Consider the following 21,009-nt stretch of genomic DNA (forward strand, 5'->3'; position numbering starts at 1 on the left):
GTTCTATCCCAGGGTAGGGCGGGCCCGGCTGGCCCGGGGGCGCTCGAAGACGCCGACGAGTTCCACATGGGCTGAATAAAGGAATTGGTCGACCGGGGTAACGCGCGTCAGCGTATAGCCGCCCCCCACGAGGATAGCGGCGTCGCGCGCGAACGTGGACGGGCTGCACGACACGCCCACCACCGTCGGGACCCCCGACTCGGCGAGTTGGCGCGCCTGCGCCTCCGCGCCCGCGCGCGGCGGGTCAAACACCACCGCGTCGTAGCCCTTCAGCTCCAGGGGCATCAATGGCCGGCGAAAGAGGTCGCGCGTTTCCACCGTGAGCGGTCGGAGCCCCTGCGTGCGCCTCACCGCGGCCTGCAAAGCCTGCAGGGCAAAGGCCTCGCCCTCCACGGCGTGGACGGCGGCGCGCTCGGCGATGCGCAGCGCGAACGGTCCGACCCCAGCGAAGAGATCGGCGACTTTTTTTGCCCTGGGCATCGCCTCCAGCACGAGCCTCGACAGGGCTTCCTCGCCAGCTGCGGTGGCCTGGAGAAACCCGCCCGGCGGCGGCTCCACCTGGGCGCGGCCGATCTGAATGGCGGCCGGCCGGAGCGCGACGATCAGGTCGCCATGCATGGTCAGGCGGGCAAGGCCCAGCCGCTCGGCGAGCTGGACGAGATCGGTCCGCAGACGCGGCGAGGCCGGGCCGTGGCCGCGCAGGTCGACGTCGAGGCCGCCCAGCGTAGCCGTGACCTGGATGTCGAGAGGCTTGGCGCTCTTGGAACAAGCTTCCGCGAGCGCGAGCGCCACTTCGGGCGCGCGACCGAGCTCCGGAACCAGCAGCGGGCAGAACGGGATTGGGACCAGGTCGTGCGAGCGCGCCGCCATGAAGCCCACCGCCATCCGGCTTCGGCCTTCGCTCTCCACCCGGCGTGCATGAAACACCACGCGCCGGCGCCCGGCGCCGTGAGCGGGAACCATCGGCAAGATGTCGGTCTCGACGCCCGCCTGACGCAAGGTCGCGGCGATCTGGCCGGATTTCCAGGCCAGGTAGTCCGCCGCGCCCATATGCTGGGCGGCGCAACCGCCGCAGGTTCCAAAAAGCGGGCAGGGCGCTTCGACCCGGCTCGGGGCCGCAAGTTCCAGGTCGATCAGACGACCGCGATCTCCCGCGACCTCCGCCAGGACGGTCTCGCCTGGCAGCGCATAGGGGACATAGACGGGCCCCCGATCCGTCAGCGCGACGCCGTCGCCCCTCTGGCCGAGCCTTTCGATGACGAGCCGCTCAGCCATGGTGATCCGTTGCCGCGCCGCGCCGGGCGCCAATGAGGAATTCGAGATTGCCGTCGCCGCCCGGCACGGGCGACGCGATCACGCCGTCCGGCCGCCAGCCAAGCCGTCGCACGAGTTTCTCGATGTCGTCGCAGACCGCGACGTGGATCGCCGGGTCCTTGACGATTCCTTTGCGGACGTTCGCGCGGCCGGCCTCAAACTGCGGCTTGATCAGCGCCACCATGGCGGCGTCCGGCGCCGCGAGCGAGAGCACGTGCGGCAGAACGAGCCGGAGCGAAATGAAACTGAGATCGAAGGTGACCACCGACGGCGCTTCGGCGAGGTCGGCGGCCACAACGGCCCGCGCGTCCCGTCCTTCGAGCGAGACGACGCGAGGGTCGGCCGCCACGGTGCGATGCAACTGGCCGTGCCCGACATCCACGGCCGTGACCGCGCGGGCGCCAAGCGTGAGCAGCACGTGCGTGAAGCCGCCCGTGGAGGCGCCCACGTCCAGGCAGGATTGGCCCGCAGGATCGTAGCCAAATCGCGCCAGCGCGGCCGCGAGCTTGAGGCCGCCGCGCGAGACCCACGGATAGGGCTGTTCCGCACGCACCGTCGCGGTGGCGGACACTGTTTCGGAGGGCTTTCGCACCACCGCGCCGTTCACGGTCACGAGCCCGGCCGCGATGGCTTCCTGCGCCTTGGCGCGGCTCTTAAAGAAGCCGCGCTCCACGAGCGCCAGATCCGCACGGCTCGCAGCGCGAGCTCCGCCCGGGCCGGCGGGCGCGCGCCCGTCCGCGGATCGAAGGTCGTCGTGCAGGGGGCGGCTCATCGGCGAAATCGCGACATCAGGTTGCGGGCGAAGCCCTTTGGTTGGGGTGGCCGGTCCTATAGCATGCCCCGGCCGGGGGCGAAGCCTTTCGGCGGCAGTGATCACAAAGGGAGACCTCGATGAAGCGCCTCGTTCTTGCCGTTCTCGCAAGCCTGCCGCTGACGACCGGCTTTGTCGCCGGAGCAGCCGCCCAGGAAACGGCTCAGGCCGACGTCGTCGACAACAAGGGCGCGTCCATCGGTTCCATCCAGGTGCGCGGCTCGGCCGCGGGCGTCGTGATCAGGGTCGCGCTCAAGGCCGGCGCTCTGCCTGCCGGCTGGCATGGTTCGCACCTGCATGCCGTCGGCGATTGCGGCGACACCGAGAAGTTCATGAACTCCAAGGCGCATGTGAATCACGACAACAAGAAGCACGGACTGCTGAACGCCGAGGGGCCCGACAACGGCGACGCGCCGAACCTCTTCGCGGCGGCGGATGGATCGGTAAACGCCGAGTTCTTTACGCCGTTCGTGAAACTGACTGGCGCGAACGGCCTCAAGGACGCTGACGGATCGGCCTTCGTCATCCACGCCAGCGAAGACGACCACGCCTCCCAGCCAATCGGCAACTCCGGCGCTCGGCTCGCCTGCGCGGTCATCAAGTAAGGCGCGGCCGTTTCTGGCCGGTGGAACGCATTTGAAGTATCGCCGGCCAGAACGATTCATTTCTGTACATTAAGTTAGTCTTGGTTTTGCGGATTGGGAGTTTCTTTCATGCAGTTTATCAAGTTGGCTTTGGCGCTCGCGACTGCCTTTTCGGCTGGTTCCGCGAGCGCCGCGCCGCCGAGCTGGCGCCTTCAGCATCTGGCTGATGGCGCCTTGCAGGCGGGCCTCAAGCCATCGCCGGAACTGGGCGACATGGAATTTTTGGTGGCGTGCAAGCCAGGCGCTTACGTCGCCGAAATAGAATTTCGGAGCACCAACGACCACAGCGGCGCGCAGGCGTCGGCGAAACCGCACGATTCGATGCTCACCATCGAGGTCAACGGCAAGGCGCACGGCCCGGTTTCCGCTGATCTGGTCTATGACGAGCCGGACGCCGCGTGGCACTTCAGGGTCCCGGTTCCGACCACCGGGTGGGTGTGGCGCGAACTCGCGTCGGCCCGAACCATCGTGGTGCAGTCGCCGGATCGCACCGTCGAAATACCGATGGCCGAAGCCGCCGCAGCCCTGGCGGTCATGAACAGGGCTTGTTCCTGACGTCGATGACGCGTCCGCCCTCGTTTACGCGATGAGGCTCGCCGCCTTGGCGGCGGCGCTCTCGTCCCGCCCAAGCGCTTCAAGCGCCTTGGCGACAATACCGCGCGCGTCCAGGCCGGCCTGGGCGTACATGCGCTCGGGCTTGTCGTGGTCGAGCCAGACATCTGGCAGAACGAGACTCCGGACGCGCAAGCCCTTGTCCAGAGCGCCCACTTCGGCGAGGTGGTGCAGCACGAACGAGCCAAACCCGCCGATCGAGCCTTCTTCCACCGTGATCAGCACTTCGTGCTCACGGGCGAGCCGCTCCACCAGCACGGCATCGAGCGGCTTGGCGAAGCGAGCATCCGCCACCGTGGTCGACAGGCCCATCGCGGCGAGATCGTCGGCCGCCTTGAGGCACTCGGCCAGCCGCGTACCGAGAGACAGCAGGGCGATGCGCGAGCCCTCGCGGACGACGCGGCCTTTGCCGATCTCCAGCACGGTCCCGACCTCGGGCAAGTCGAGGCCGACGCCTTCGCCACGGGGATACCGAAACGCGATCGGCCCCCGGTCGTAAGCCACCGCGGTCGCCGTCATGTGGACCAACTCGACCTCGTCGGCTGCCGCCATAACGACCATGTCGGGCAGGCAGCCCAGATAGGCGACGTCAAAAGACCCCGCATGCGTGGCGCCATCGGCTCCCACTAGCCCGGCGCGGTCGATCGCAAACCGCACGGGCAATCCTTGGATCGCGACGTCGTGGACCACCTGGTCGTATGCGCGCTGCAGGAAGGTGGAGTAGATCGCGCAAAATGGCTTGTAGCCTTCGGTCGCGAGCCCCGCCGCAAACGTCACCGCATGCTGCTCGGCGATGCCGACATCGAAAGTGCGCGTCGGGAACTCCTTGCCGAACAGGTCGAGGCCCGTGCCGGACGGCATGGCGGCCGTGACGGCCACGATCCTGTCGTCCGCGCGTGCGGCCTTGATCAAGCTGTCGGCGAAGACGCGCGTGTAGGACGGCGCGTTCGCCTTGGGCTTGGCCTGTGCGCCCGTCACCACGTCGAAGGTGTTGACGCCGTGGTACTTGTCGGCGCTTGCCTCAGCCGGAGCGTAGCCCTTGCCCTTTTGGGTGACGACGTGGATCAGCACCGGCCCGGCCTGCCCGTCGCGCACGTTCTTCAGAACCGGCAGGAGGTGCTCGAGGTTGTGCCCGTCGATCGGCCCCACATAGGTGAAGCCGAGTTCCTCGAACAGCGTGCCGCCGGTGAGAAATCCGCGCGCGTGCTCCACCGCGCGCGTGATGGTGCGATCGAGCCTCTTGGGCAGGTGCCCGGTCACCTGCTTGCCGATGTCGCGCAGCGTCAGGTAGGTCCGCCCGGACAGGAGGCGCGACAGATAGGCCGACATAGCCCCGACCGGCGGGGCGATCGACATGTCGTTGTCGTTGAGGATCACGATCAGCCGCGAGTCCATCGCTCCGGCGTTGTTCATCGCCTCGTAGGCCATGCCGGCCGACATGGCGCCATCGCCGATCACCGCCACGACGTTGTTCTTGCGCCCGTCGAGGTCGCGGGCCACCGCCATGCCAAGGCCAGCCGAGATCGAGGTCGACGAATGGGCGGCCCCGAAGGGGTCGTACTCGCTTTCCGTCCGCTTGGTGAAACCCGACAACCCGCCCGCCTGCCGCAGAGTCCGGATGCGGTCGCGTCGGCCGGTCAGGATCTTGTGCGGGTAGGCCTGATGGCCGACGTCCCAGATGATCCGGTCATCCGGCGTATTGAAGACGTAGTGCAGCGCGACCGTGAGCTCCACCACGCCCAGCCCTGCGCCGAGATGTCCGCCCGTCACCGACACGGCGTCGATCGTCTCGCTGCGCAGTTCGTCGGCGAGCTGCCGCAACTGCGTGGGCTCGAGCCGACGCAAGGCGTGCGGGTCGACGACTTGGTCCAGCAGGGGTGTCTTGGACGGAGACGGGAAGGTGTGATTCACAATCGGAGCCTGTTGGGGAGCGTTCCCCATCCTTTGCGACGGTTTACCCGAAAACGGAGCGCCGAAACAAACGCCCGTCATCGTCTCCGCTAGCGGTCGACGTCCAGCGGTTCGACCCCGCGTGGGCGTCCATCGGCCGAGAGCGTGATTTTTTCAACGCGCGCCTCGGCCTTCCGCAGCAGGGTCTCGCAATGTTTTTTCAATGCCTCGCCGCGCTCGTAGATCGCGATGGAGTCCTCCAGCGCGACATTTCCACGCTCCAGCCGGCCGACGATCTCCTCGAGTTCGGCGAGCGCCGCCTCGAACGGCATGGCGGCGATGTCGGCCCCGGTGGCGGCTGCGCCCGGCTGTGCGGCGTCGGTCACGAGAAAACTCCACTGCAGTGCGGGCTGTATATCGACCGGCGCGTGCACGGTTGCAAGCCTTGCGGCTCCAACCGCGAAGGCCGCGCTTGCATCAAATCGGCAGCGCCGTGGTGCGCTTCACCGTCCGCAGCGCCAACGTCGACTGCACGCGGACGACGCCAGGCAGCGTGGTGAGCACGCTGCGGTGGATGCGCTCGAAATCGGCCGTGTCGGCGAAAACCACCCGGATCAGGTAGTCGGCCGTCCCGGCCAGGAGATAGCATTCCAGGATCTCGGGGTGGCGCGCCACCGCGGCCTCGAAAACGTCGAGACTCTGGCGGCCCTGCTGGTCCAGAGTCACGAACACGAAGGCTGCGCCCGGCAATCCCGCGGCCGCCTCGTCGAGCAGCATCACGGTGCCTTTCACCAGCCCGGATTCTTCCAGGATCTTCACCCGCCGCAGGCAGGCGGAGGGCGAGAGATGCACCTTCTCGGCCAAGTCCGCATTGGTGATGCGGCCATCCTGCTGCAGCAGCTTCAGGATCGCACGATCGCGCGCATCCAGTTCCTGTAGTCGCATCGTGGCCGCCCCTGCGCCGAATTTGCGCAAGCTTATGCGAACAACCAGCCGGGAGGGAAGCCGCGCCGCTCAGGGTGGCGTGGGCTCGGGCGCGGGCTCCCCGGCGGCCGGCCCAGTCGGCGCCGCTGGCCGGCCAAAGATCCACTTCTGGTAGACGAGCCCGATGCCGACCAGAACCGCGCCGAGCCCGATGAACGACAGCGCCCGCAACGGCCCGGTGAGGCCGGACATGTCGAACAGAAACGCCTTGCCGACCGCCAGCAGGATATAGGCCGCCGAAGCAAGCCGCGCCGTGCGGGAGTGGCGCAGCACCCCATAGGCGAGCAGGGCGAGGCCGACCGCCAGGAAGGCGGCCGAGTAGGTGTAGAACTCTGCGTCGCTTGTGGGCCGGAACATGCGGATGCTCGGGCCCTGAAAGATCCGCCGGATTTCCAGCACGATCCACAGCAGGTTCAGCCCGGCCCCCAATGCCCATGCGGCGCCGACGAACCACGCTGCACGCCGCCCGCGCGCGATGCGGGCCAGCGCGAAGGCCGCGAGCGACGGCAGCAAGTAAGCGAGCAGCAGCGAATTGAACACCGCACCCCCGACCACCGGGCGGCCTTCAAACAACGGGTTCTCGAATATCGTGAGGCCGAGCAACGCGCCCGCAAGGCCGATCCCGCCAAAAATATAGCTCGCCACCCGCAGCACCATGCTGCGACGGAACGCTTCCAGGCTCACCGTGAGAACCGCAAACAGCAGCGCCGCCAGCACCTGGAGGCCGACCTCGAGATGATCGGTGCGCGGCGAGTCGAGCCGGCCGGTCAGCGCATGCCGCAGTTCAAAGAACACGAGCAGCGCCGAGAAGGCGAGCGTCAGCGCCTGCGTCAACGCCACCACCTGATCGTCACGCTGGCGGCGCAGCAGCCGCGTCGCGAGCCCGAAGGCGAGCGCCGGAACGCCATAGGCCCACAGCAGCCAGTTGACGATGGGCGGGCCGATGTCTCCGCGCAGCAGCACGGTGTTCCAGCCGAGCCGCAGCGCCACCGCAACGCCGAGCGCGCCCACGCCGTAGCGTAGAAGGCCGAGCGGCTCGCGGGTCGTGACCCAGGCCGCACCTAACGCGGCGAGCGCCAGCGCCACCGTGAGCGAGCCCTTGTCGAACACCATTGTGAGCCCGAGCGCCAGGGCGCCTAGCGCGCCGGCCGCGAAAGCCTCGTAGCCCACCAGCGCGGCCCAGCCGCTCTCGTGGCGCTGTTCCTTGAGAAGCCGTGCCGCGAGCGTGAAGGCGCCGCCGAGCCCGCCGGCCGCCAGCGCGAACGGGATGGAGCGGTCGAAATCCGAAACGCTCCACCATGCGAGGGTCAGCAGCAGCAGTGGGCCCGCTGTTCCGGCCGCTGCGTAGATGCCGGCCGCAAGCCTCGGCAAGGCTGGGCTCCGCATCAGGCGAGCCCAGGTCAGCGCGCCGAGCGCAGCGCCGCTGAGCGCGCCGCACACCAGGAAAAGCCAGAGCGCATCGGGCATCGGCGGCCGGGACGGGCCGCCCGGCAGCACGGTCGGGCTCTCGGCGAGCGACTCGGTGATCACCGGCCAGCCCCACAGCATCGCGCCCGCGACGCCGGCGGCGAAAAGCGCCGCGCCGGCCGTCGGAGCGATCAGCAGCGCAGCGCCCAATTCGATGGCGAACACGGCGCCGCCCAGCACCGGCCTCAGCGCTCCGAGGCCCGACTGCTGCAGGCCTAAGCCGGCCAGCACCGCAAAACCGCCCAGCACGGCCAGCGCGAGCCGGTCTGGAGCCGCATCGTCGTCGGGCGCACCGCGATAGGGCTCGACCACCAGCATGAAAGCCGCCAGCGCGGTCTGGATGACGATGTGCGCCACCATGGCGGAGCGCTCGTCGACGCTGACCGTCATGAAGGCGAGGCCCCAAAGGCCCGTTCCGATCGCGACCGCGCGGGCCAGCCACCGCCAGCGGCGCAGCCTAGCCTGGGCATATCCCGCCGCCGCCACGACGACGAGGTAGAGCACGACGGGCCAGGGCTGGGGATTGCTCGAATCCACGAGCAGCGGAACCGCGAAGGCTCCCAGGAGGCCCAGGCTCGCGAGGGCGGGGCCATGCAGCGCCGACGCCGCCAGGGCGGCCAGCGCTACGACGGCCATCAGCACGAAGCCGAGCGCGGGACCAACCATGCCGTACAGCGCGTGCGCGGCGTAGACCGTCGCAAAGGCCGTCATCGCACCCGCTGCGGTGACGATGCTTGGCGCGTGAGCGGACGGAATCACGAATGCTCCGGCGCCCAGCGCCCGTTCTGACCGCCGCAGCCGCTCGCCGATGGCGACAAGCGCCGCCGCAAACAGCGCGCCGGCGACGATCCGGGCGCCGGGTCCGAAGAACCCCTGCTCGATGGAATAGCGCACCAGAAACAGCCCGCCGAGCGCCAGCGCGAGCCCGCCGAGCCATACGGCCCAGCGCGTTCCGATGGTTTCCTCCAGCGATCGCGACGGGGCGGGCGTGACCTGCGTCGGAACCGGCTCCGGCGCCGTAGCGGCTTCGAAGGCCTCCGGCTCCGTGACGGCAAGCGGCTCGGCCTCCTCGGCCGGCTGGCTCAAGGCCGCGGCGGCCACGTCAGGCGTCGCCGGCGCGATCTCGGCGACCGCCTCCGTGGCGGCCCCGGCGGGCGCTGGGCCCAGGGCGAGGCGCTGCTCCGCCTCGGCCAGCCGTCCTTCCAGCAGCAGCACGCGGTTGGCGAGAGACAGCGTCCGAAAGAACGCCACCAGGCCAAGCACCGGGATCGCGAGGGCGATCAATGCGAGAAGAACGAATTCCATGACGCCATCCGGAGCGATTCGAAATCGGGCGCGGCCAAGCTCCAGCCTAGCCGAGGACGCCCATCGCTGCCACGGCGGCTACGGCGGCGCGGTGTGCTTGCGCACCCGCCAGCCGCGGATTGCGAGGCGGAGCTTTGCGAGCGCCTGTTCCCACCAGGGTTTTGGCGTCGGGAGGTCCTCGTCCTCCTCGGTCGCCTCCAGGATCAGGCCGGCGAGGCGCACCTTCTCGTGCACCACGTCATGCGCGATGAGGCTCGCGGCCCCGAGATCGATGCGGTCATTCTCCTGCGGCGCGTCGTCGAGCCGTTGCGCAAACAACTCGGCGACAGTCATCGCGCGTTCGTCCGAGCCGATGTCGAGCCCATAAAGGTCCGCGATCGCTCCGATGCTGAGGCTGCCGTCAAACGGGAACTCCGCCATCGCTTCGGGGGCAGGGGCCATCCCGTCCACCGCGAAGAAGCGGTCGAGGCGGGCCAGCCGAGAAGTCGGGGCGAGAAAATATCCGTAGTCGCGCGTTTGCAGGGCGCCGGCCTCCGCCGGCTCGAGGATTTTGCCGTCGCGCACCACCAGCACCGGCTTCACCCAGGCCGGCAGGGCGCGGTGGCGCGCGGCCGGGCTTTGCTCCAGCAACGGGTAGCCGACGAGCTCGGCGTCGAGCTGGCCGGGAAGATCGATCTCGATGCGCTGCACTTCCGGGGCGGGATCCCGCAATGCGACGCCCAGCCTGCGTCCCGCATAGCCGATGGTCCAGCCCTGCACGATAAGCGACACCACCACGACCACGAAGGCGACGTTGAAATAGATCTCGGCCCCAGGCATCCCGGCGAGCGTCGGGATGGTGGCGAGAAAGATCGAGACGCCGCCGCGCAGGCCGACCCAGGAGATGAAGGTCATCTCGCGACGCGAGAACCGGAACGGCGCAAGGCACAGGAAGACAGCCAGCGGCCGCGCCACGATGATCAGCACGACCGCGAGGGCGAGCGCCGGCGCGAGCACGGGCAAAATCAGCTTCGGCGACACCAAAAGGCCGAGCAGGGTGAACAGCGCGATCTGGCAGAGCCAGGTCGCCGTGTCGTGGAAGCTCGCAATGGACGCATAGGCCCGCACCGGCCTGTTGCCGACGATCAGCCCCGCCACGTAGGCGGCCAGGAACCCGCTCGCGCCGATGATCTGCGCCAGCGCAAATACGACGAGAGCGGCCGTCACCACGAAGGCCGGATGCAGCCCGGCCGGAAGGCTCAGCCGGTTAAGCACGAACACGAGGCCGAACCCGCCAAGCCCGCCGATGAACACGCCGAGCGAGGCTTCGCGGACCACCGCCATGACGACATGCGCCGCATCGGTCCCGGGGCCGCCGGCCGCGATCTCGACCAGCACCACCGTCAGCAGCACCGCGAAGGGGTCGTTGGTGCCGGATTCGACCTCCAACGTCGCGCCCACCCGCCGTTTCAACTGAAGGCCACCGGTGCGCAGCAGAAAGAACACCACCGCGGCGTCCGTCGAGGCTACGATCGCGCCGATCAGCAGCGCCGGCGTCCAAGGCAGTCCGAGCAGCAGCTTGGCCACCGCGCCCGTGATCCCGGCCGTGAGCAGCACGCCCACGGACGCGAGGACGCCAGCCGGCCCCAGCACCGACCGGATCGTGCCGGCGCGTGTCCGCAAGCCGCCGTCGAACAGGATGATCGCGATCGCGGCCGAGCCGATCAGATAGGTGAGGCCGTAATCGCTAAACGCGACGCCGCCGGGCCCGCTGTCGCCGGCCAGCATGCCGACGCCCAGAAACACGAGCAGGATTGGAACGCCGAAACGCGACGCCGCGAGGCTGGACAAAATACCGATCAACGCCGCCGCGGAGGCGAAAAGAAGCGTTGCATGGGCATGAAAAAGAGCTTGCATGCCAGCACTATCGGGGGTGGGTCCGACCGGAACAAGCCTCATGGGCTCTCTTTCCGGCAATTTGGCCGGTGTCATCGTCGCGGCCGGCCCGCGCCAAATCTCCGCCCCGGCTTGCCCGCCCTTCGCCCGCGCGATAAGGCTTGCGCATGTCAGCGATCCGCGCGCCCCGCACGGCCTTTTACGCCGGCTCGTTCGATCCCATCACGAACGGCCACCTCGACGTCGTCCGCCACGCCTGCCGGCTGGCCGAGACGCTCGTGGTCGCCATCGGGGTGCACCCCGGCAAGGCGCCGTTGTTCTCGGTCGAGGCCCGCCGGGAGATGATCGAGGCGGAATTCCAGTCGCTGGCGGCCGAGACCGGGGCGGCGATGCGCGTCGTCACCTTCGGCGACCTCGCCATCGACGCGGCCCGTCGCGAGGGCGCGACGCTGCTCATCCGCGGCCTGCGCGACGGCACGGACCTCGACTACGAAATGCAGATGGCGGGCATGAACAGCGCCATGGCGCCCGACATCGCGACGGTGTTTCTGCCGGCCTCGCCAATGGTCCGCCCCATCACGGCCACGCTCGTGCGCCAGATCGCCTCGATGGGAGGCGACGTTTCCCGCTTCGTGCCCGCCGGCGTCGCCGCCCGCCTTCGCGCCAAGTTCCCCGCGAAAGCCTGACGGGCCAGCGCCAACACTTCTCTGGAGGATCCATGAACAGACGTCACGTGGTCGCCCTTGCCCTCGCTGCCGGGTTGCTTGCCGCTGCGCCCGCCTCGGCGCAGACCGCCGACCCGCAGAACACGCTGGTGCTCACCACCAAGGACGGCAAAGTGACCATCCGCCTGCGGCCGGATCTTGCGCCCAAGCACGTCGAGCAGGTGAAGGCGTTGGCCAAGCGCGGCTTCTACGACGGCATCGTGTTCCATCGCGTGATCGACGGCTTCATGGCCCAGACCGGCGACCCCACCGGCACCGGCACGGGCGGCTCCGACCTGCCGAACCTGCCGGCCGAGTTCTCGCGCGAGCCTTTCAAGCGCGGCACTCTCGGCATGGCGCGGTCCAACTCGCCGAACTCCGCCAACAGCCAGTTCTTCATCTGTTTTGGGGACGCCAGCTTCCTGAACGGCCAGTACACGGTGTTCGGCGAAGTCACGTCCGGGATGGACGTCGTCGACAAGATCAAGAAGGGCGACCCGAACGCCAACGGCCTCGTGAAGAGCCCGGACAAGATCGTCAGCCTGAAGCTCGCGGCCGACGCCAAGTAGCCACGTCAAGCAAGAGCACGCCAAAACCCCACGGGCGAAAGGAGCCACCATGGCCGATCCCGCAAACACCCTCATTCTCGAAACCACCCAGGGCCGCGTCGTCATCGAGATGCGTCCGGACCTGGCGCCCGGGCACGTCGCCCGCATCGCCGAGCTCGCACGCTCGGGCTTCTATGACGGCGTGCCGTTCCATCGCGTGATCGAGGGCTTCATGGCCCAGACCGGCGACCCGACCGGCACCGGCATGGGCGGCTCCGGCCAGAAGCTCAAGGCCGAGTTCAACGGCGAGCCGCACAAGCGCGGCGTCTGCTCCATGGCGCGTGCGCAGGACCCGAACTCCGGCGACAGCCAGTTCTTTATCGTCTTCGATGACGCCGGCTTCCTGGATCGCCAGTACACGGTCTGGGGCAAGGTCACCGAGGGCATGGAAAACGTGGACAAGATCAAGCGCGGCGAGCCCGTGAAGGATCCGGACAAGATCGTCACCGCCCGCATGGGCGACCAGGCGGCCTGATCCGCCGCGAGTGCAGCTCTCTCCCGCGAAGCGGGGGGAGATGTCGGCGCAGCCGACAGAGGGGGCGCCGGGGCAGGGCGCCCCTTTGCGTTCCGGTGGGCTCCCGCCCCCTCCTTGTCCCGCCCCCGCTTTGCGGGAGAGGGGACGCGCTTCATGGCGCCCATTCAGAGTACGCATGAAAGTCGACCTCTTCGATTTCGAACTTCCCGAAGCGAGCATCGCCCTGCGCCCCGCGCAGCCTCGCGACGCCGCGCGCATGCTGGTGGTGCGCCCGGGCTCAACGCTGGAGGACCGGGTCGTCCGCGACTTGCCCGACCTGCTCCAGCCGGGCGATCGTCTCGTGGTGAACGACACGCGCGTGATCCCGGCGCGGCTCGACGGCGTGCGGGTGCGCGGCGAAGCAGTGGCGCATATCCAGGCGACTTTGCATCTGCGAGAGGGGCCGGACCTTTGGCGCGCCTTCGTGAGGCCGGCCAAGCGGCTCGCCGTCGGAGAGCGCGTCCGCTTTGGCGAGAGCGGAGAGAGCATGGCCTGCATGCTCGCCAGCCTCGACGCCGAGGTGGCGGAGAAAGGCGAGGGCGGCGAGGTGCTGCTGCGCTTCGCGTTCACGGGCCCGGCCCTGGACGAGGCCATCGCGCGCGTCGGCCACATCCCGCTGCCACCCTATATCGCGGCCAAGCGCGGCGAGGACGAGCGCGACCTGAGCGACTACCAGACCCTGTTTGCCGAGCACGAGGGCGCAGTCGCGGCCCCCACGGCGGGCCTTCATTTCACGCCGGAGCTCACCGATCGCCTTGTGGCGCGCGGCGTGGGGCTGACCCGGCTGACCCTGCATGTCGGCGCCGGCACCTTTCTGCCGGTGAAAGCGGACGACACCGCCGACCACAAGATGCACGCCGAATGGGGCATGATCTCCCATGAGGCCGCCGACGCTCTGAACGCCACGCGGGCGGCGGGCGGCCGGATCATCTCCGTCGGCACAACCTCGCTGCGCCTGCTGGAAAGCGCCGCGACCGACGATGGCCGTTTCGCGCCCTGGCAGGGTCAGACCTCGATCTTCATCACCCCGGGCTATCGCTTCCGGGCCGTGGACGCGCTGATGACCAATTTTCACCTGCCGCGCTCGACGCTGTTCATGCTGGTGAGCGCCTTTAGCGGCCTCGAGACCATGCGGGACGCCTACGCGCACGCGATCGCGACCGGCTATCGCTTCTACTCCTACGGGGACGCCAGCCTGCTGTTCCCGGCCGCGCCGGAGAGCCGCCCATGAGCCTCGTGGACACCCCCGTCGAGGACTTCACCTTCACGCTGGCGGCGACGGACGGAAAAGCCCGCACGGGCGAGATCCGCATGCCGCGCGGCGTCATCCGCACGCCGGCCTTCATGCCGGTGGGCACCGCCGGCACCGTAAAGGCGATGTATCCTGAGCAGGTGAAGGCCCTGGGCGCGGATGTCGTGCTGGGCAACACCTACCACCTGATGCTGCGCCCCGGCGCGGAGCGCGTCGCGCGCCTCGGCGGCCTGCACAAGATGATGAACTGGCAGTACCCGATCCTCACCGACTCGGGCGGCTTCCAGGTCATGTCGCTGGCGCAGTTGCGTAAGCTCGACGAGAACGGCGTCACGTTCCGCTCGCACGTGGACGGCGCCAAGCACGTGCTCACGCCCGAGCGCTCGATCGAGATTCAGGGCCTGCTCGGCTCCGACATCCAGATGCAGCTCGACGAATGCGTGAAGCTGCCCTGCTCGGACGCCGAGGCCGAACGCGCGATGGAGTTGAGCCTGCGCTGGGCCGAACGCTCCCGCGCCGCCTTCGGCGAACAGCCCGGCAAGGCGCTCTACGGCATCGTGCAGGGTGGGGCGGTTCCGGATCTGCGCGTGCGCAGCGCCCAGCAACTCGCCGCCATGGGGTTCAAAGGCTACTCCATCGGCGGCCTCGCGGTGGGTGAGCCGCAGGATGTGATGCTCTCCATGATCGAGACCGTGGAACCGCATCTGCCGCGCGAGAAGCCGCGCTATCTCATGGGCGTCGGCACGCCGGACGACCTTATCGAGGCCGTGCGCCGCGGGGTCGACATGTTCGACTGCGTGATGCCGACCCGCGCCGGGCGCCACGGCCAGGTGTTCTCCCGCATGGGCAAGCTCAACCTGCGCAACGCCCGCCACGCCGACGATCCGCGCCCGATCGACGAGCAGTCGAGCTGCCCGGCCGCGCGCGACAACAGCCGCGCGTATCTCCACCACCTCGTGAAGGCCGGCGAGATCCTCGGCATGATGCTGCTCACCTGGGTGAACCTCGCCTACTACCAGGACCTCACGGCCGGCATGCGCAAGGCCATCGCGGACGGTCGCTACGACGACTTCGCGGCGGAAACCAAGGACGGCTGGGCCCGCGGGGATCTGGAGCCCTGGGCCGGGTAGGGGACGAGCGCAAACACGCCCCCTCTCCCCGGCACGGGGAGAGGGTGGGGTGAGGGTGGTCGTCATCCCCTCATCCGACCTCGCTTCGCTCGGCCACCTTCTCCCCGTGCCGGGGAGAAGGGAGAGGGCGCGGCGCCGTGCGCCATGACAGGCGCGGGCTGCGCCGCTATACAGGCCCGCAACGACCACGGAGCCTCGCCATGACCGGCACCACCCGCACCAGCGCTGACCTCGACCCGCGCCGCCGCAAGGTGCTGTTTCGCTCCTGGCACCGCGGCATGCGCGAGATGGACCTCATCATGGGCCAGTTCGCGGATGCGCAGATCGACCAATTGACCGACGCCGAACTCGACATATACGAGCACCTGATCGAGGCCCCGGATCGCGACATCCTGATGTGGCTCACCGGCGAGGCGCCGACGCCGGCGAACTACGACACGCCGGTGTTTCACCGCATCAAGGCGTTCCACACCCATCTGGGGCCGATCAACGTCTAACGCGGCCACACCGCACGAGGGGAATAGCGCATGATCGGGCGGCTCAACCACGTCGCGATCGCGGTGACGAACATCGACGCCGCCTCGGCGCTTTATCGCGATACGCTGGGCGCCGACGTGTCGCCCCCGACCGACCAGCCGGAGCACGGCGTCACGGTGGTGTTCGTCAACCTGCCCAACACCAAGATCGAGTTTCTCCAGCCGCTGGGCGAGAACTCGCCCATCGCCAAGTTCCTGGAGAAGAACCCGGACGGCGGCATCCACCACGTCTGCTACGAGGTGGACGACATTCTGGCTGCCCGCGACCGCCTGAAGGCGACCGGCGCGCGCGTACTGGGCGACGGAACGCCGCGCATCGGCGCGCACGGCAAGCCGGTGTTGTTTCTTCATCCCAAGGACTTCAACGGCACGCTGGTGGAGTTGGAGCAGGCGTGAGCCGCCCCCGCCAGCCGCCGCAACAACGAGCACCACATGAGCATCACGGGCGGCCTGGCGCTGTACTTCATCATCTGGTGGCTGACGCTGTTTGCGGTGCTGCCGATCGGCGTGCGCAGCCAGCATGAGGACGGAACGGTGTCGGACGGCACCGAGCCCGGCGCCCCCATGCTGCCCCGCATGGGCTTCAAGCTGCTGCTCACCACGCTGCTGGCGCTGCCGGTGTTCGGCCTCGCCTGGTACGTGATCGTGGTGGTGGACTGGTGACCGCGCGAGTGCGCCACAATAACTGGCGCCGGCGCCCCATTTAAAGGCGCCGTGATGCGGCCCGAACGACGCGGCGCTCGATGCTCCCCCGGTGGCGCCCGCCTCGTAACGTCGGTGGGACTGTACTTCGCGCGTCGTACGACGAGCCGCGCGAAACGCCAACTTTCGACCTTTCGCGCTTGCCACAACGCCGCCTCATCCCAAAGTCACGCCCTGCTTTGGGATAGTGCAAACCTAAGCCAATGCCGCGCATGAACAGCGTAACCCAGCTACCAAAGAAAAAAGGCAAGACTTGCGTCTTGCCTTTTTGGTAGTTTTTCTAGTCTTGAACCCCAGATCTCGTCAGCCGTTTCGGCGCCGGTCAATCCGAATGCTCACTGCCCTTCTCGAGCTTTTTGGTCGTCTTCCTCCCAAGACTTGGACCACGAACCCTTCCCCGTTGGTTCGGGGTGGGCCTGTTGTTGTGTAGAAGACTCATAGCGTAGCAAAAACGGTCTGTCATCTCTTTGTGCAACCGCCGACGCGAAAAGATGCAGCATCTCGCGCATGGGTTCGTTCGCCGCCATTCCGCCGCCGGATTCGGTCGCTTGTGTTTTGGGCGGCGATGGTTTTGATGGTGCGGCGGCCCGCCCAGCGCGCCCGCGCGATTCATGCTGCTCGCACCACGCTTTTGGAACGCCATGCGCCTTTCCCGCTATTTTCTGCCCATCCTCCGAGAGCCTCCCCGCGAGGCCGAGATCGTGTCGCACCGCCTCATGCTGCGGGCCGGCATGATCCGTCAGGAAGCCGCCGGCATCTACGCCTGGCTGCCGATGGGCTTGCGCGTGCTCAACAAGATCAGCGCCATCGTGCGCGAGGAGCAGAACCGCGCCGGCGCGATTGAGCTCCTGATGCCCACCATCCAGTCGGCCGACCTGTGGCGGGAATCCGGCCGCTACGAAGCCTACGGCAAGGAGATGCTGCGCATCGAGGACCGGCACGAGCGCGAGATGCTGTTCGGCCCCACCAACGAGGAAATGATCACCGAGATCTTCCGCGGCTCGGTGCGCTCCTACCGCGATCTGCCGCTCAACCTCTACCACATCCAGTGGAAGTTCCGGGACGAGGTGCGCCCGCGCTTCGGCGTGATGCGCTCGCGCGAGTTCCTGATGAAGGACGCCTATTCGTTCGACATCGACAAGGAGGGCGCGGTCCACTCCTACAACAGGATGTTCGCCGCCTATCTGCGCACCTTCCAGCGGCTCGGCCTCACCGCCATCCCGATGCGCGCCGACACGGGCCCCATCGGCGGCGACCTCAGCCACGAATTCATCATCCTGGCCTCCACGGGCGAGAGCGAAGTGTACTGCGACAAGGCGATCCTGGATCTGCCGGTCCCGGGCGCGGACACCAACTTCGACGACGCCGCCGGCCTCCAGTCGATCTTCGACGCCTATACGACGCCCTATGCGGCCACCAGCGAGATGCACGACGCCGCAGCCTTCGCGCAGGTGCCGGCCGAGCGCCAGGTCTCGGCGCGCGGCATCGAGGTCGGGCACATCTTCTATTTCGGGACGAAGTACTCCGATCCCATGGGCGCCAAGGTGACGGGCCCCGACGGACAGGAGCGCCCCGTTCACATGGGCTCTTACGGCATCGGCCCGTCGCGCCTCGTGGCGGCGCTGATCGAGGCCTTCCACGATGAGAACGGCATTGTCTGGCCGGATTCCATCGCGCCCTTCAACGTCGCGCTGCTGAACCTCAAGGTTGGCGACAGCGCCACGGATGCGGCCTGCGACACGCTTTATTGCGCGCTGGGGGCCCGCGGGCTCGACGTGCTCTACGACGACCGCGACGACCGGCCGGGCGCCAAGTTCGCGGCCGCCGACCTCATCGGAGCGCCCTGGCAGGTGATCGTCGGCCCCAAGAGCCTCTCGGATGGCAAGGTGGAGCTGAAGCGGCGCGCGACGGGCGAGCGCACGCTCGTCTCGATCGAGGACGCCGTCGCCCGGCTGACGGCCTGAGCGGGCCGCATGAAAGAAGCTGACGCCCTGCGCGGCACGCGCCCTTTCACGGGCTTCGAGTGGATGGTGGCGTTGCGCTACCTCCGCGCCCGTCGCAAGGAGGGCTTCATCTCGGTGATCGCCGGCTTCTCGTTCGCCGGCATCATGCTGGGCGTCGCCACGCTCATCATCGTCCTCTCGGTGATGAACGGCTTCCGGTCCGAGCTTCTGAACAAGATTGTCGGCATCAACGGCCACGTCTTCATCGCCGGCGTCGACCAGCCGATGACCGACTTCGTGGAGGTCACCAACCAGGCCAACGGCACGCCGGGCGTTAAATTCGCCTTCCCGATGGTGGAAGGGCAGGCGCTCGCGTCCTCGCCGAGCGGGGCCAACGGCGTTCTCGTGCGCGGCGTCCGCCAGCAGGACATCACCAAGATCCCGGCCATCGGCGGCACCGTGCGGCAGGGCCAGCTCGAAAACTTCGACACCGCCGGCGGCGTCGCCATCGGCCGGCGCCTGGCCGAGAGCCTGTTCATCCGGGTCGGCGACACGCTGACATTGACCGCGCCCAAGGGCGCCGAGACGCCGTTCGGCGTCGCGCCGCGCATCAAGAGCTACCCCGTGGTGGCGGTGTTCGAGGTCGGCATGTCCGAATTCGACGCCGGCTTCGTCTACATGCCGCTCGCGGAGGCGCAGGCCTATTTCAACCGCGACAACGACGTCACCGCCATCGAGGTTTTTCTTCAGGTTCCGGACCGCATCGACGAGGTAAAGGCTGCGCTGGAGAAGTCCATCAGCCGGCCGATGATCCTGTCCGACTGGCGCCAGCGCAACAAAACGTTCTTCGGCGTGCTCGAAGTCGAGCGGAACGTCATGTTCTTGATCCTGATGCTGATCGTGCTCGTTGCGGCGCTCAACATCATCTCGGGCCTGATCATGCTCGTGAAGGACAAGAGCCAGGACATCGCGATCCTGCGCACCATGGGGGCGACGCGGGGCTCCATCATGCGCATCTTCCTGATCACGGGCGCGGCCATTGGGGTGGTCGGCACCTTCGCGGGCTTCCTGCTCGGCCTGCTGGTGAGCATGAACGTGGAGACGATCCGCGGCTTCATCTCCCGCATGACCAACACGAACCTGTTCCCGGCCGAATTCTACTTCCTCAGCCGCCTGCCGTCCGAGGTCGACCCGCGCGAGGTCGTCACCATCGTGTCGCTGGCGCTGGTGCTGTCGCTGATCGCCACGCTCTATCCCTCCTGGCGCGCCGCCCGGCTCGATCCGGTCGAGGCGCTGCGCTACGAGTGACCGCATGAGCAATGGCGCGCCCCCGGACGACTACCCCGCGCTGTATCTCTACGGCGTGCAACGCCGCTTCGTGCAGGGCGAAGGCGCGCTCGAGATCCTGCGCGGCGCCGATCTCGCGGTCTGGGCCGGGCAGTCAGTTGCCCTGATTGCGCCGTCCGGCACCGGAAAGTCGACGCTGCTGCAGATCGCCGGGCTGCTCGAAAAGCCCGACGGCGGGGAGGTCTACGTCGACAAGGTCCCGACCGTGACGCTGGCCGACGACCAGCGCACCGCGCTGCGCCGCAACGCCATCGGCTTCGTCTACCAGTCGCACCACCTCCTGCCGGAGTTCTCGGCGCTGGAGAACGTCATGCTGCCGCAGCTCATCCGCGGCCTCCATAAGCGCGACGCCGCCGAGCGCGCCGCCAACCTGCTGAGCTATCTGGGCCTCGGCGAGCGGCTGAAGCACCGTCCGTCCGAGCTCTCCGGCGGCGAACAGCAGCGCGTCGCGCTCGCCCGCTCGGTCGCCAACGCGCCGCGCGTGCTGCTGGCCGACGAGCCCACCGGCAACCTCGACCCCAAGACCTCGCGCTACGTCTTCGACATCCTCACCCGCTTGGTAAAGGAAACGGGCCTCGCGGCCATTATCGCGACCCACAATCTCGACCTCGCCGCGCAGATGGATCGGCGGGTCACGATCCGCGATGGCGTGGTGGTGGAACTGGCCTAGCGGCCCAGCCCGCCCAGGAACTCCCCGAAAAGAACCAGTCCCTCCGGCCAGAGCCCGAGATTCGCTTCCGAGCCGATGTGCCCGCGCGCGCCGATCTCGATCAGTCGCGACCCCCACGCCCGTGCAAACACGCGCGCCCGCTCGATCGACACATACTCGTCATCGTCGCTCGCCACCACGGTGGAGGGAAACGGAAGCGGCTTCAGGATCATGGGCCCGAAGCCCACCGGTCCGCCCGGAATGCCATCGCGCATGTCTCGATCGGTGGGGGCGACCAGGAACGCGCCTGCGATCTTGGCCACCAGCTCCGGCGGCCCGTCCCGCAAACTGAACAGCATCGTCAGCGAGGTGCCGAGGCTGTGGCCGATGATCACCACCGGCCGGTCCGCTTGCGCGACGGCGTCCCGCAAGGGCGGCAACCAGTCGCCATAGACCGGCTGCTCCCAGTCCGCTTGCTGGACCCGACGCATCGCCGGAAAAGCCGCCTCCCAGTGGTGCTGCCAGTGCGTCGGGCCGGAGCCGTGCCAGCCGGGCAGCACCAGAGCTTCGTATGCGTCGAGCGCGCCCGCCATGCCGTTCATCCCTTTTCCGACCGCCGGTTAACCCTAGGAAGCGGCTTCCGGCAGGATCACCCTAGGCGGGGCCTGAAGCCGCTTGCAACAAGAACAAATAAGGAACATGCTTCGTTCATTCGATGAACA

The 21,009-nt window shown here is 68.2% G+C and carries 21 protein-coding genes; 13 read left to right on the forward strand and 8 right to left on the reverse strand.

Features of this window, described 5'->3' with window-relative positions; all coding sequences use genetic code 11:
* Positions 1-3 precede the first annotated feature (3 nt).
* A complete protein-coding gene (locus IEV99_RS07900) occupies positions 4-1,275 on the reverse strand; it encodes a class I SAM-dependent RNA methyltransferase (protein WP_188517119.1) in 1,272 nt (423 codons plus the stop codon).
* Positions 1,268-2,086, reverse strand: a complete 819-nt coding sequence (locus IEV99_RS07905) for a TlyA family RNA methyltransferase (protein WP_188517120.1) — start codon at positions 2,084-2,086, stop codon at positions 1,268-1,270. Before IEV99_RS07905 ends, IEV99_RS07900 begins: the two co-directional genes overlap by 8 nt.
* 119 nt (positions 2,087-2,205) lie before the next feature.
* Between IEV99_RS07905 and IEV99_RS07910 the strand changes: the two genes are divergently transcribed.
* Both IEV99_RS07910 and IEV99_RS07915 read left to right on the forward strand, forming a co-directional pair.
* Positions 2,206-2,730 (forward strand): superoxide dismutase family protein, encoded by a 525-nt coding sequence (locus IEV99_RS07910; RefSeq protein WP_188517121.1) that lies wholly within the window; start codon positions 2,206-2,208, stop codon positions 2,728-2,730.
* A gap of 108 nt (positions 2,731-2,838) precedes the next feature.
* Positions 2,839-3,324, forward strand: a complete 486-nt coding sequence (locus IEV99_RS07915) for a hypothetical protein (protein ID WP_188517122.1) — start codon at positions 2,839-2,841, stop codon at positions 3,322-3,324.
* A gap of 24 nt (positions 3,325-3,348) precedes the next feature.
* Here IEV99_RS07915 and dxs read toward each other — a convergent pair whose 3' ends face one another.
* The 5 genes from dxs to IEV99_RS07940 form a co-directional block, all read right to left on the reverse strand.
* Complete coding sequence (gene dxs, locus IEV99_RS07920) at positions 3,349-5,292, reverse strand: 1-deoxy-D-xylulose-5-phosphate synthase (RefSeq protein ID WP_244643658.1); 1,944 nt, start codon at positions 5,290-5,292, stop codon at positions 3,349-3,351.
* A gap of 89 nt (positions 5,293-5,381) precedes the next feature.
* Complete coding sequence (locus tag IEV99_RS07925; RefSeq protein ID WP_280514636.1) at positions 5,382-5,657, reverse strand: exodeoxyribonuclease VII small subunit; 276 nt, start codon at positions 5,655-5,657, stop codon at positions 5,382-5,384.
* Positions 5,658-5,748: 91 nt separating this feature from the next.
* On the reverse strand, positions 5,749-6,216 hold the full coding sequence (locus IEV99_RS07930) for an Lrp/AsnC family transcriptional regulator (protein WP_188517124.1): 468 nt from the start codon (positions 6,214-6,216) through the stop codon (positions 5,749-5,751).
* 69 nt (positions 6,217-6,285) lie between these two features.
* Complete coding sequence (locus IEV99_RS07935; RefSeq protein ID WP_188517125.1) at positions 6,286-9,027, reverse strand: DUF2339 domain-containing protein; 2,742 nt, start codon at positions 9,025-9,027, stop codon at positions 6,286-6,288.
* A 78-nt stretch (positions 9,028-9,105) separates the two neighbouring features.
* Complete coding sequence (locus tag IEV99_RS07940) at positions 9,106-10,923, reverse strand: potassium/proton antiporter (RefSeq protein WP_188517126.1); 1,818 nt, start codon at positions 10,921-10,923, stop codon at positions 9,106-9,108.
* 146 nt (positions 10,924-11,069) lie between these two features.
* Here IEV99_RS07940 and coaD point away from each other — a divergent pair, with 146 nt between their 5' ends.
* The 11 genes from coaD to IEV99_RS07995 all read left to right on the forward strand — a co-directional run bounded on the left by coaD (position 11,070) and on the right by IEV99_RS07995 (position 20,308).
* Positions 11,070-11,588 carry a pantetheine-phosphate adenylyltransferase gene (gene coaD / locus IEV99_RS07945; RefSeq protein ID WP_188517127.1) on the forward strand — a complete coding sequence of 173 codons (519 nt, stop codon included), beginning with the start codon at positions 11,070-11,072 and terminating at the stop codon, positions 11,586-11,588.
* Between the two features lie 32 nt (positions 11,589-11,620).
* Complete coding sequence (locus IEV99_RS07950) at positions 11,621-12,175, forward strand: peptidylprolyl isomerase (protein WP_188517128.1); 555 nt, start codon at positions 11,621-11,623, stop codon at positions 12,173-12,175.
* Between the two features lie 49 nt (positions 12,176-12,224).
* Positions 12,225-12,689 (forward strand): peptidylprolyl isomerase, encoded by a 465-nt coding sequence (locus IEV99_RS07955; RefSeq protein WP_188517129.1) that lies wholly within the window; start codon positions 12,225-12,227, stop codon positions 12,687-12,689.
* A 175-nt stretch (positions 12,690-12,864) separates the two neighbouring features.
* Positions 12,865-13,959 carry a tRNA preQ1(34) S-adenosylmethionine ribosyltransferase-isomerase QueA gene (gene queA / locus IEV99_RS07960; protein ID WP_188517130.1) on the forward strand — a complete coding sequence of 365 codons (1,095 nt, stop codon included), beginning with the start codon at positions 12,865-12,867 and terminating at the stop codon, positions 13,957-13,959.
* A complete protein-coding gene (tgt, locus tag IEV99_RS07965; protein WP_188517131.1) occupies positions 13,956-15,110 on the forward strand; it encodes a tRNA guanosine(34) transglycosylase Tgt in 1,155 nt (384 codons plus the stop codon). The genes queA and tgt overlap by 4 nt, the downstream gene beginning before the upstream one ends.
* 200 nt (positions 15,111-15,310) lie before the next feature.
* Complete coding sequence (locus tag IEV99_RS07970) at positions 15,311-15,607, forward strand: FAD assembly factor SdhE (protein WP_188517132.1); 297 nt, start codon at positions 15,311-15,313, stop codon at positions 15,605-15,607.
* Between the two features lie 30 nt (positions 15,608-15,637).
* Positions 15,638-16,042, forward strand: a complete 405-nt coding sequence (gene mce, locus IEV99_RS07975) for a methylmalonyl-CoA epimerase (protein WP_188517133.1) — start codon at positions 15,638-15,640, stop codon at positions 16,040-16,042.
* Positions 16,043-16,078: 36 nt separating this feature from the next.
* Positions 16,079-16,309: a DUF1467 family protein gene (locus IEV99_RS07980; RefSeq protein WP_188517134.1), complete on the forward strand. Its 231-nt coding sequence runs from the start codon at positions 16,079-16,081 to the stop codon at positions 16,307-16,309.
* 680 nt (positions 16,310-16,989) lie between these two features.
* Positions 16,990-18,312 (forward strand): proline--tRNA ligase, encoded by a 1,323-nt coding sequence (proS, locus tag IEV99_RS07985; RefSeq protein ID WP_188517135.1) that lies wholly within the window; start codon positions 16,990-16,992, stop codon positions 18,310-18,312.
* A gap of 9 nt (positions 18,313-18,321) precedes the next feature.
* A complete protein-coding gene (locus tag IEV99_RS07990; RefSeq protein ID WP_188517136.1) occupies positions 18,322-19,599 on the forward strand; it encodes a lipoprotein-releasing ABC transporter permease subunit in 1,278 nt (425 codons plus the stop codon).
* 4 nt (positions 19,600-19,603) lie between these two features.
* Positions 19,604-20,308, forward strand: a complete 705-nt coding sequence (locus tag IEV99_RS07995) for an ABC transporter ATP-binding protein (RefSeq protein WP_188517137.1) — start codon at positions 19,604-19,606, stop codon at positions 20,306-20,308.
* Here IEV99_RS07995 and IEV99_RS08000 read toward each other — a convergent pair.
* Positions 20,305-20,889 (reverse strand): RBBP9/YdeN family alpha/beta hydrolase, encoded by a 585-nt coding sequence (locus IEV99_RS08000; RefSeq protein WP_244643661.1) that lies wholly within the window; start codon positions 20,887-20,889, stop codon positions 20,305-20,307. The genes IEV99_RS07995 and IEV99_RS08000 overlap by 4 nt on opposite strands.
* Positions 20,890-21,009 lie beyond the last annotated feature (120 nt).

Origin of the sequence: Alsobacter metallidurans (assembly GCF_014636935.1) — a bacterium.
Lineage (GTDB): Bacteria > Pseudomonadota > Alphaproteobacteria > Rhizobiales > Beijerinckiaceae > Alsobacter > Alsobacter metallidurans.

Coding starts and splice junctions, on each gene's coding strand:
- IEV99_RS07900 (WP_188517119.1), bottom strand. CDS start 1,275: ATGGCTGAGCGGCTCGTCATCGAAAGGCTCGGCCAGAGGGGCGACGGC.
- IEV99_RS07905 (WP_188517120.1), bottom strand. CDS start 2,086: ATGAGCCGCCCCCTGCACGACGACCTTCGATCCGCGGACGGGCGCGCG.
- IEV99_RS07910 (WP_188517121.1), top strand. CDS start 2,206: ATGAAGCGCCTCGTTCTTGCCGTTCTCGCAAGCCTGCCGCTGACGACC.
- IEV99_RS07915 (WP_188517122.1), top strand. CDS start 2,839: ATGCAGTTTATCAAGTTGGCTTTGGCGCTCGCGACTGCCTTTTCGGCT.
- IEV99_RS07930 (WP_188517124.1), bottom strand. CDS start 6,216: ATGCGACTACAGGAACTGGATGCGCGCGATCGTGCGATCCTGAAGCTG.
- IEV99_RS07935 (WP_188517125.1), bottom strand. CDS start 9,027: ATGGAATTCGTTCTTCTCGCATTGATCGCCCTCGCGATCCCGGTGCTT.
- IEV99_RS07940 (WP_188517126.1), bottom strand. CDS start 10,923: ATGCAAGCTCTTTTTCATGCCCATGCAACGCTTCTTTTCGCCTCCGCG.
- coaD (WP_188517127.1), top strand. CDS start 11,070: ATGTCAGCGATCCGCGCGCCCCGCACGGCCTTTTACGCCGGCTCGTTC.
- IEV99_RS07950 (WP_188517128.1), top strand. CDS start 11,621: ATGAACAGACGTCACGTGGTCGCCCTTGCCCTCGCTGCCGGGTTGCTT.
- IEV99_RS07955 (WP_188517129.1), top strand. CDS start 12,225: ATGGCCGATCCCGCAAACACCCTCATTCTCGAAACCACCCAGGGCCGC.
- queA (WP_188517130.1), top strand. CDS start 12,865: ATGAAAGTCGACCTCTTCGATTTCGAACTTCCCGAAGCGAGCATCGCC.
- tgt (WP_188517131.1), top strand. CDS start 13,956: ATGAGCCTCGTGGACACCCCCGTCGAGGACTTCACCTTCACGCTGGCG.
- IEV99_RS07970 (WP_188517132.1), top strand. CDS start 15,311: ATGACCGGCACCACCCGCACCAGCGCTGACCTCGACCCGCGCCGCCGC.
- mce (WP_188517133.1), top strand. CDS start 15,638: ATGATCGGGCGGCTCAACCACGTCGCGATCGCGGTGACGAACATCGAC.
- IEV99_RS07980 (WP_188517134.1), top strand. CDS start 16,079: ATGAGCATCACGGGCGGCCTGGCGCTGTACTTCATCATCTGGTGGCTG.
- proS (WP_188517135.1), top strand. CDS start 16,990: ATGCGCCTTTCCCGCTATTTTCTGCCCATCCTCCGAGAGCCTCCCCGC.
- IEV99_RS07990 (WP_188517136.1), top strand. CDS start 18,322: ATGAAAGAAGCTGACGCCCTGCGCGGCACGCGCCCTTTCACGGGCTTC.
- IEV99_RS07995 (WP_188517137.1), top strand. CDS start 19,604: ATGAGCAATGGCGCGCCCCCGGACGACTACCCCGCGCTGTATCTCTAC.
- IEV99_RS08000 (WP_244643661.1), bottom strand. CDS start 20,889: ATGAACGGCATGGCGGGCGCGCTCGACGCATACGAAGCTCTGGTGCTG.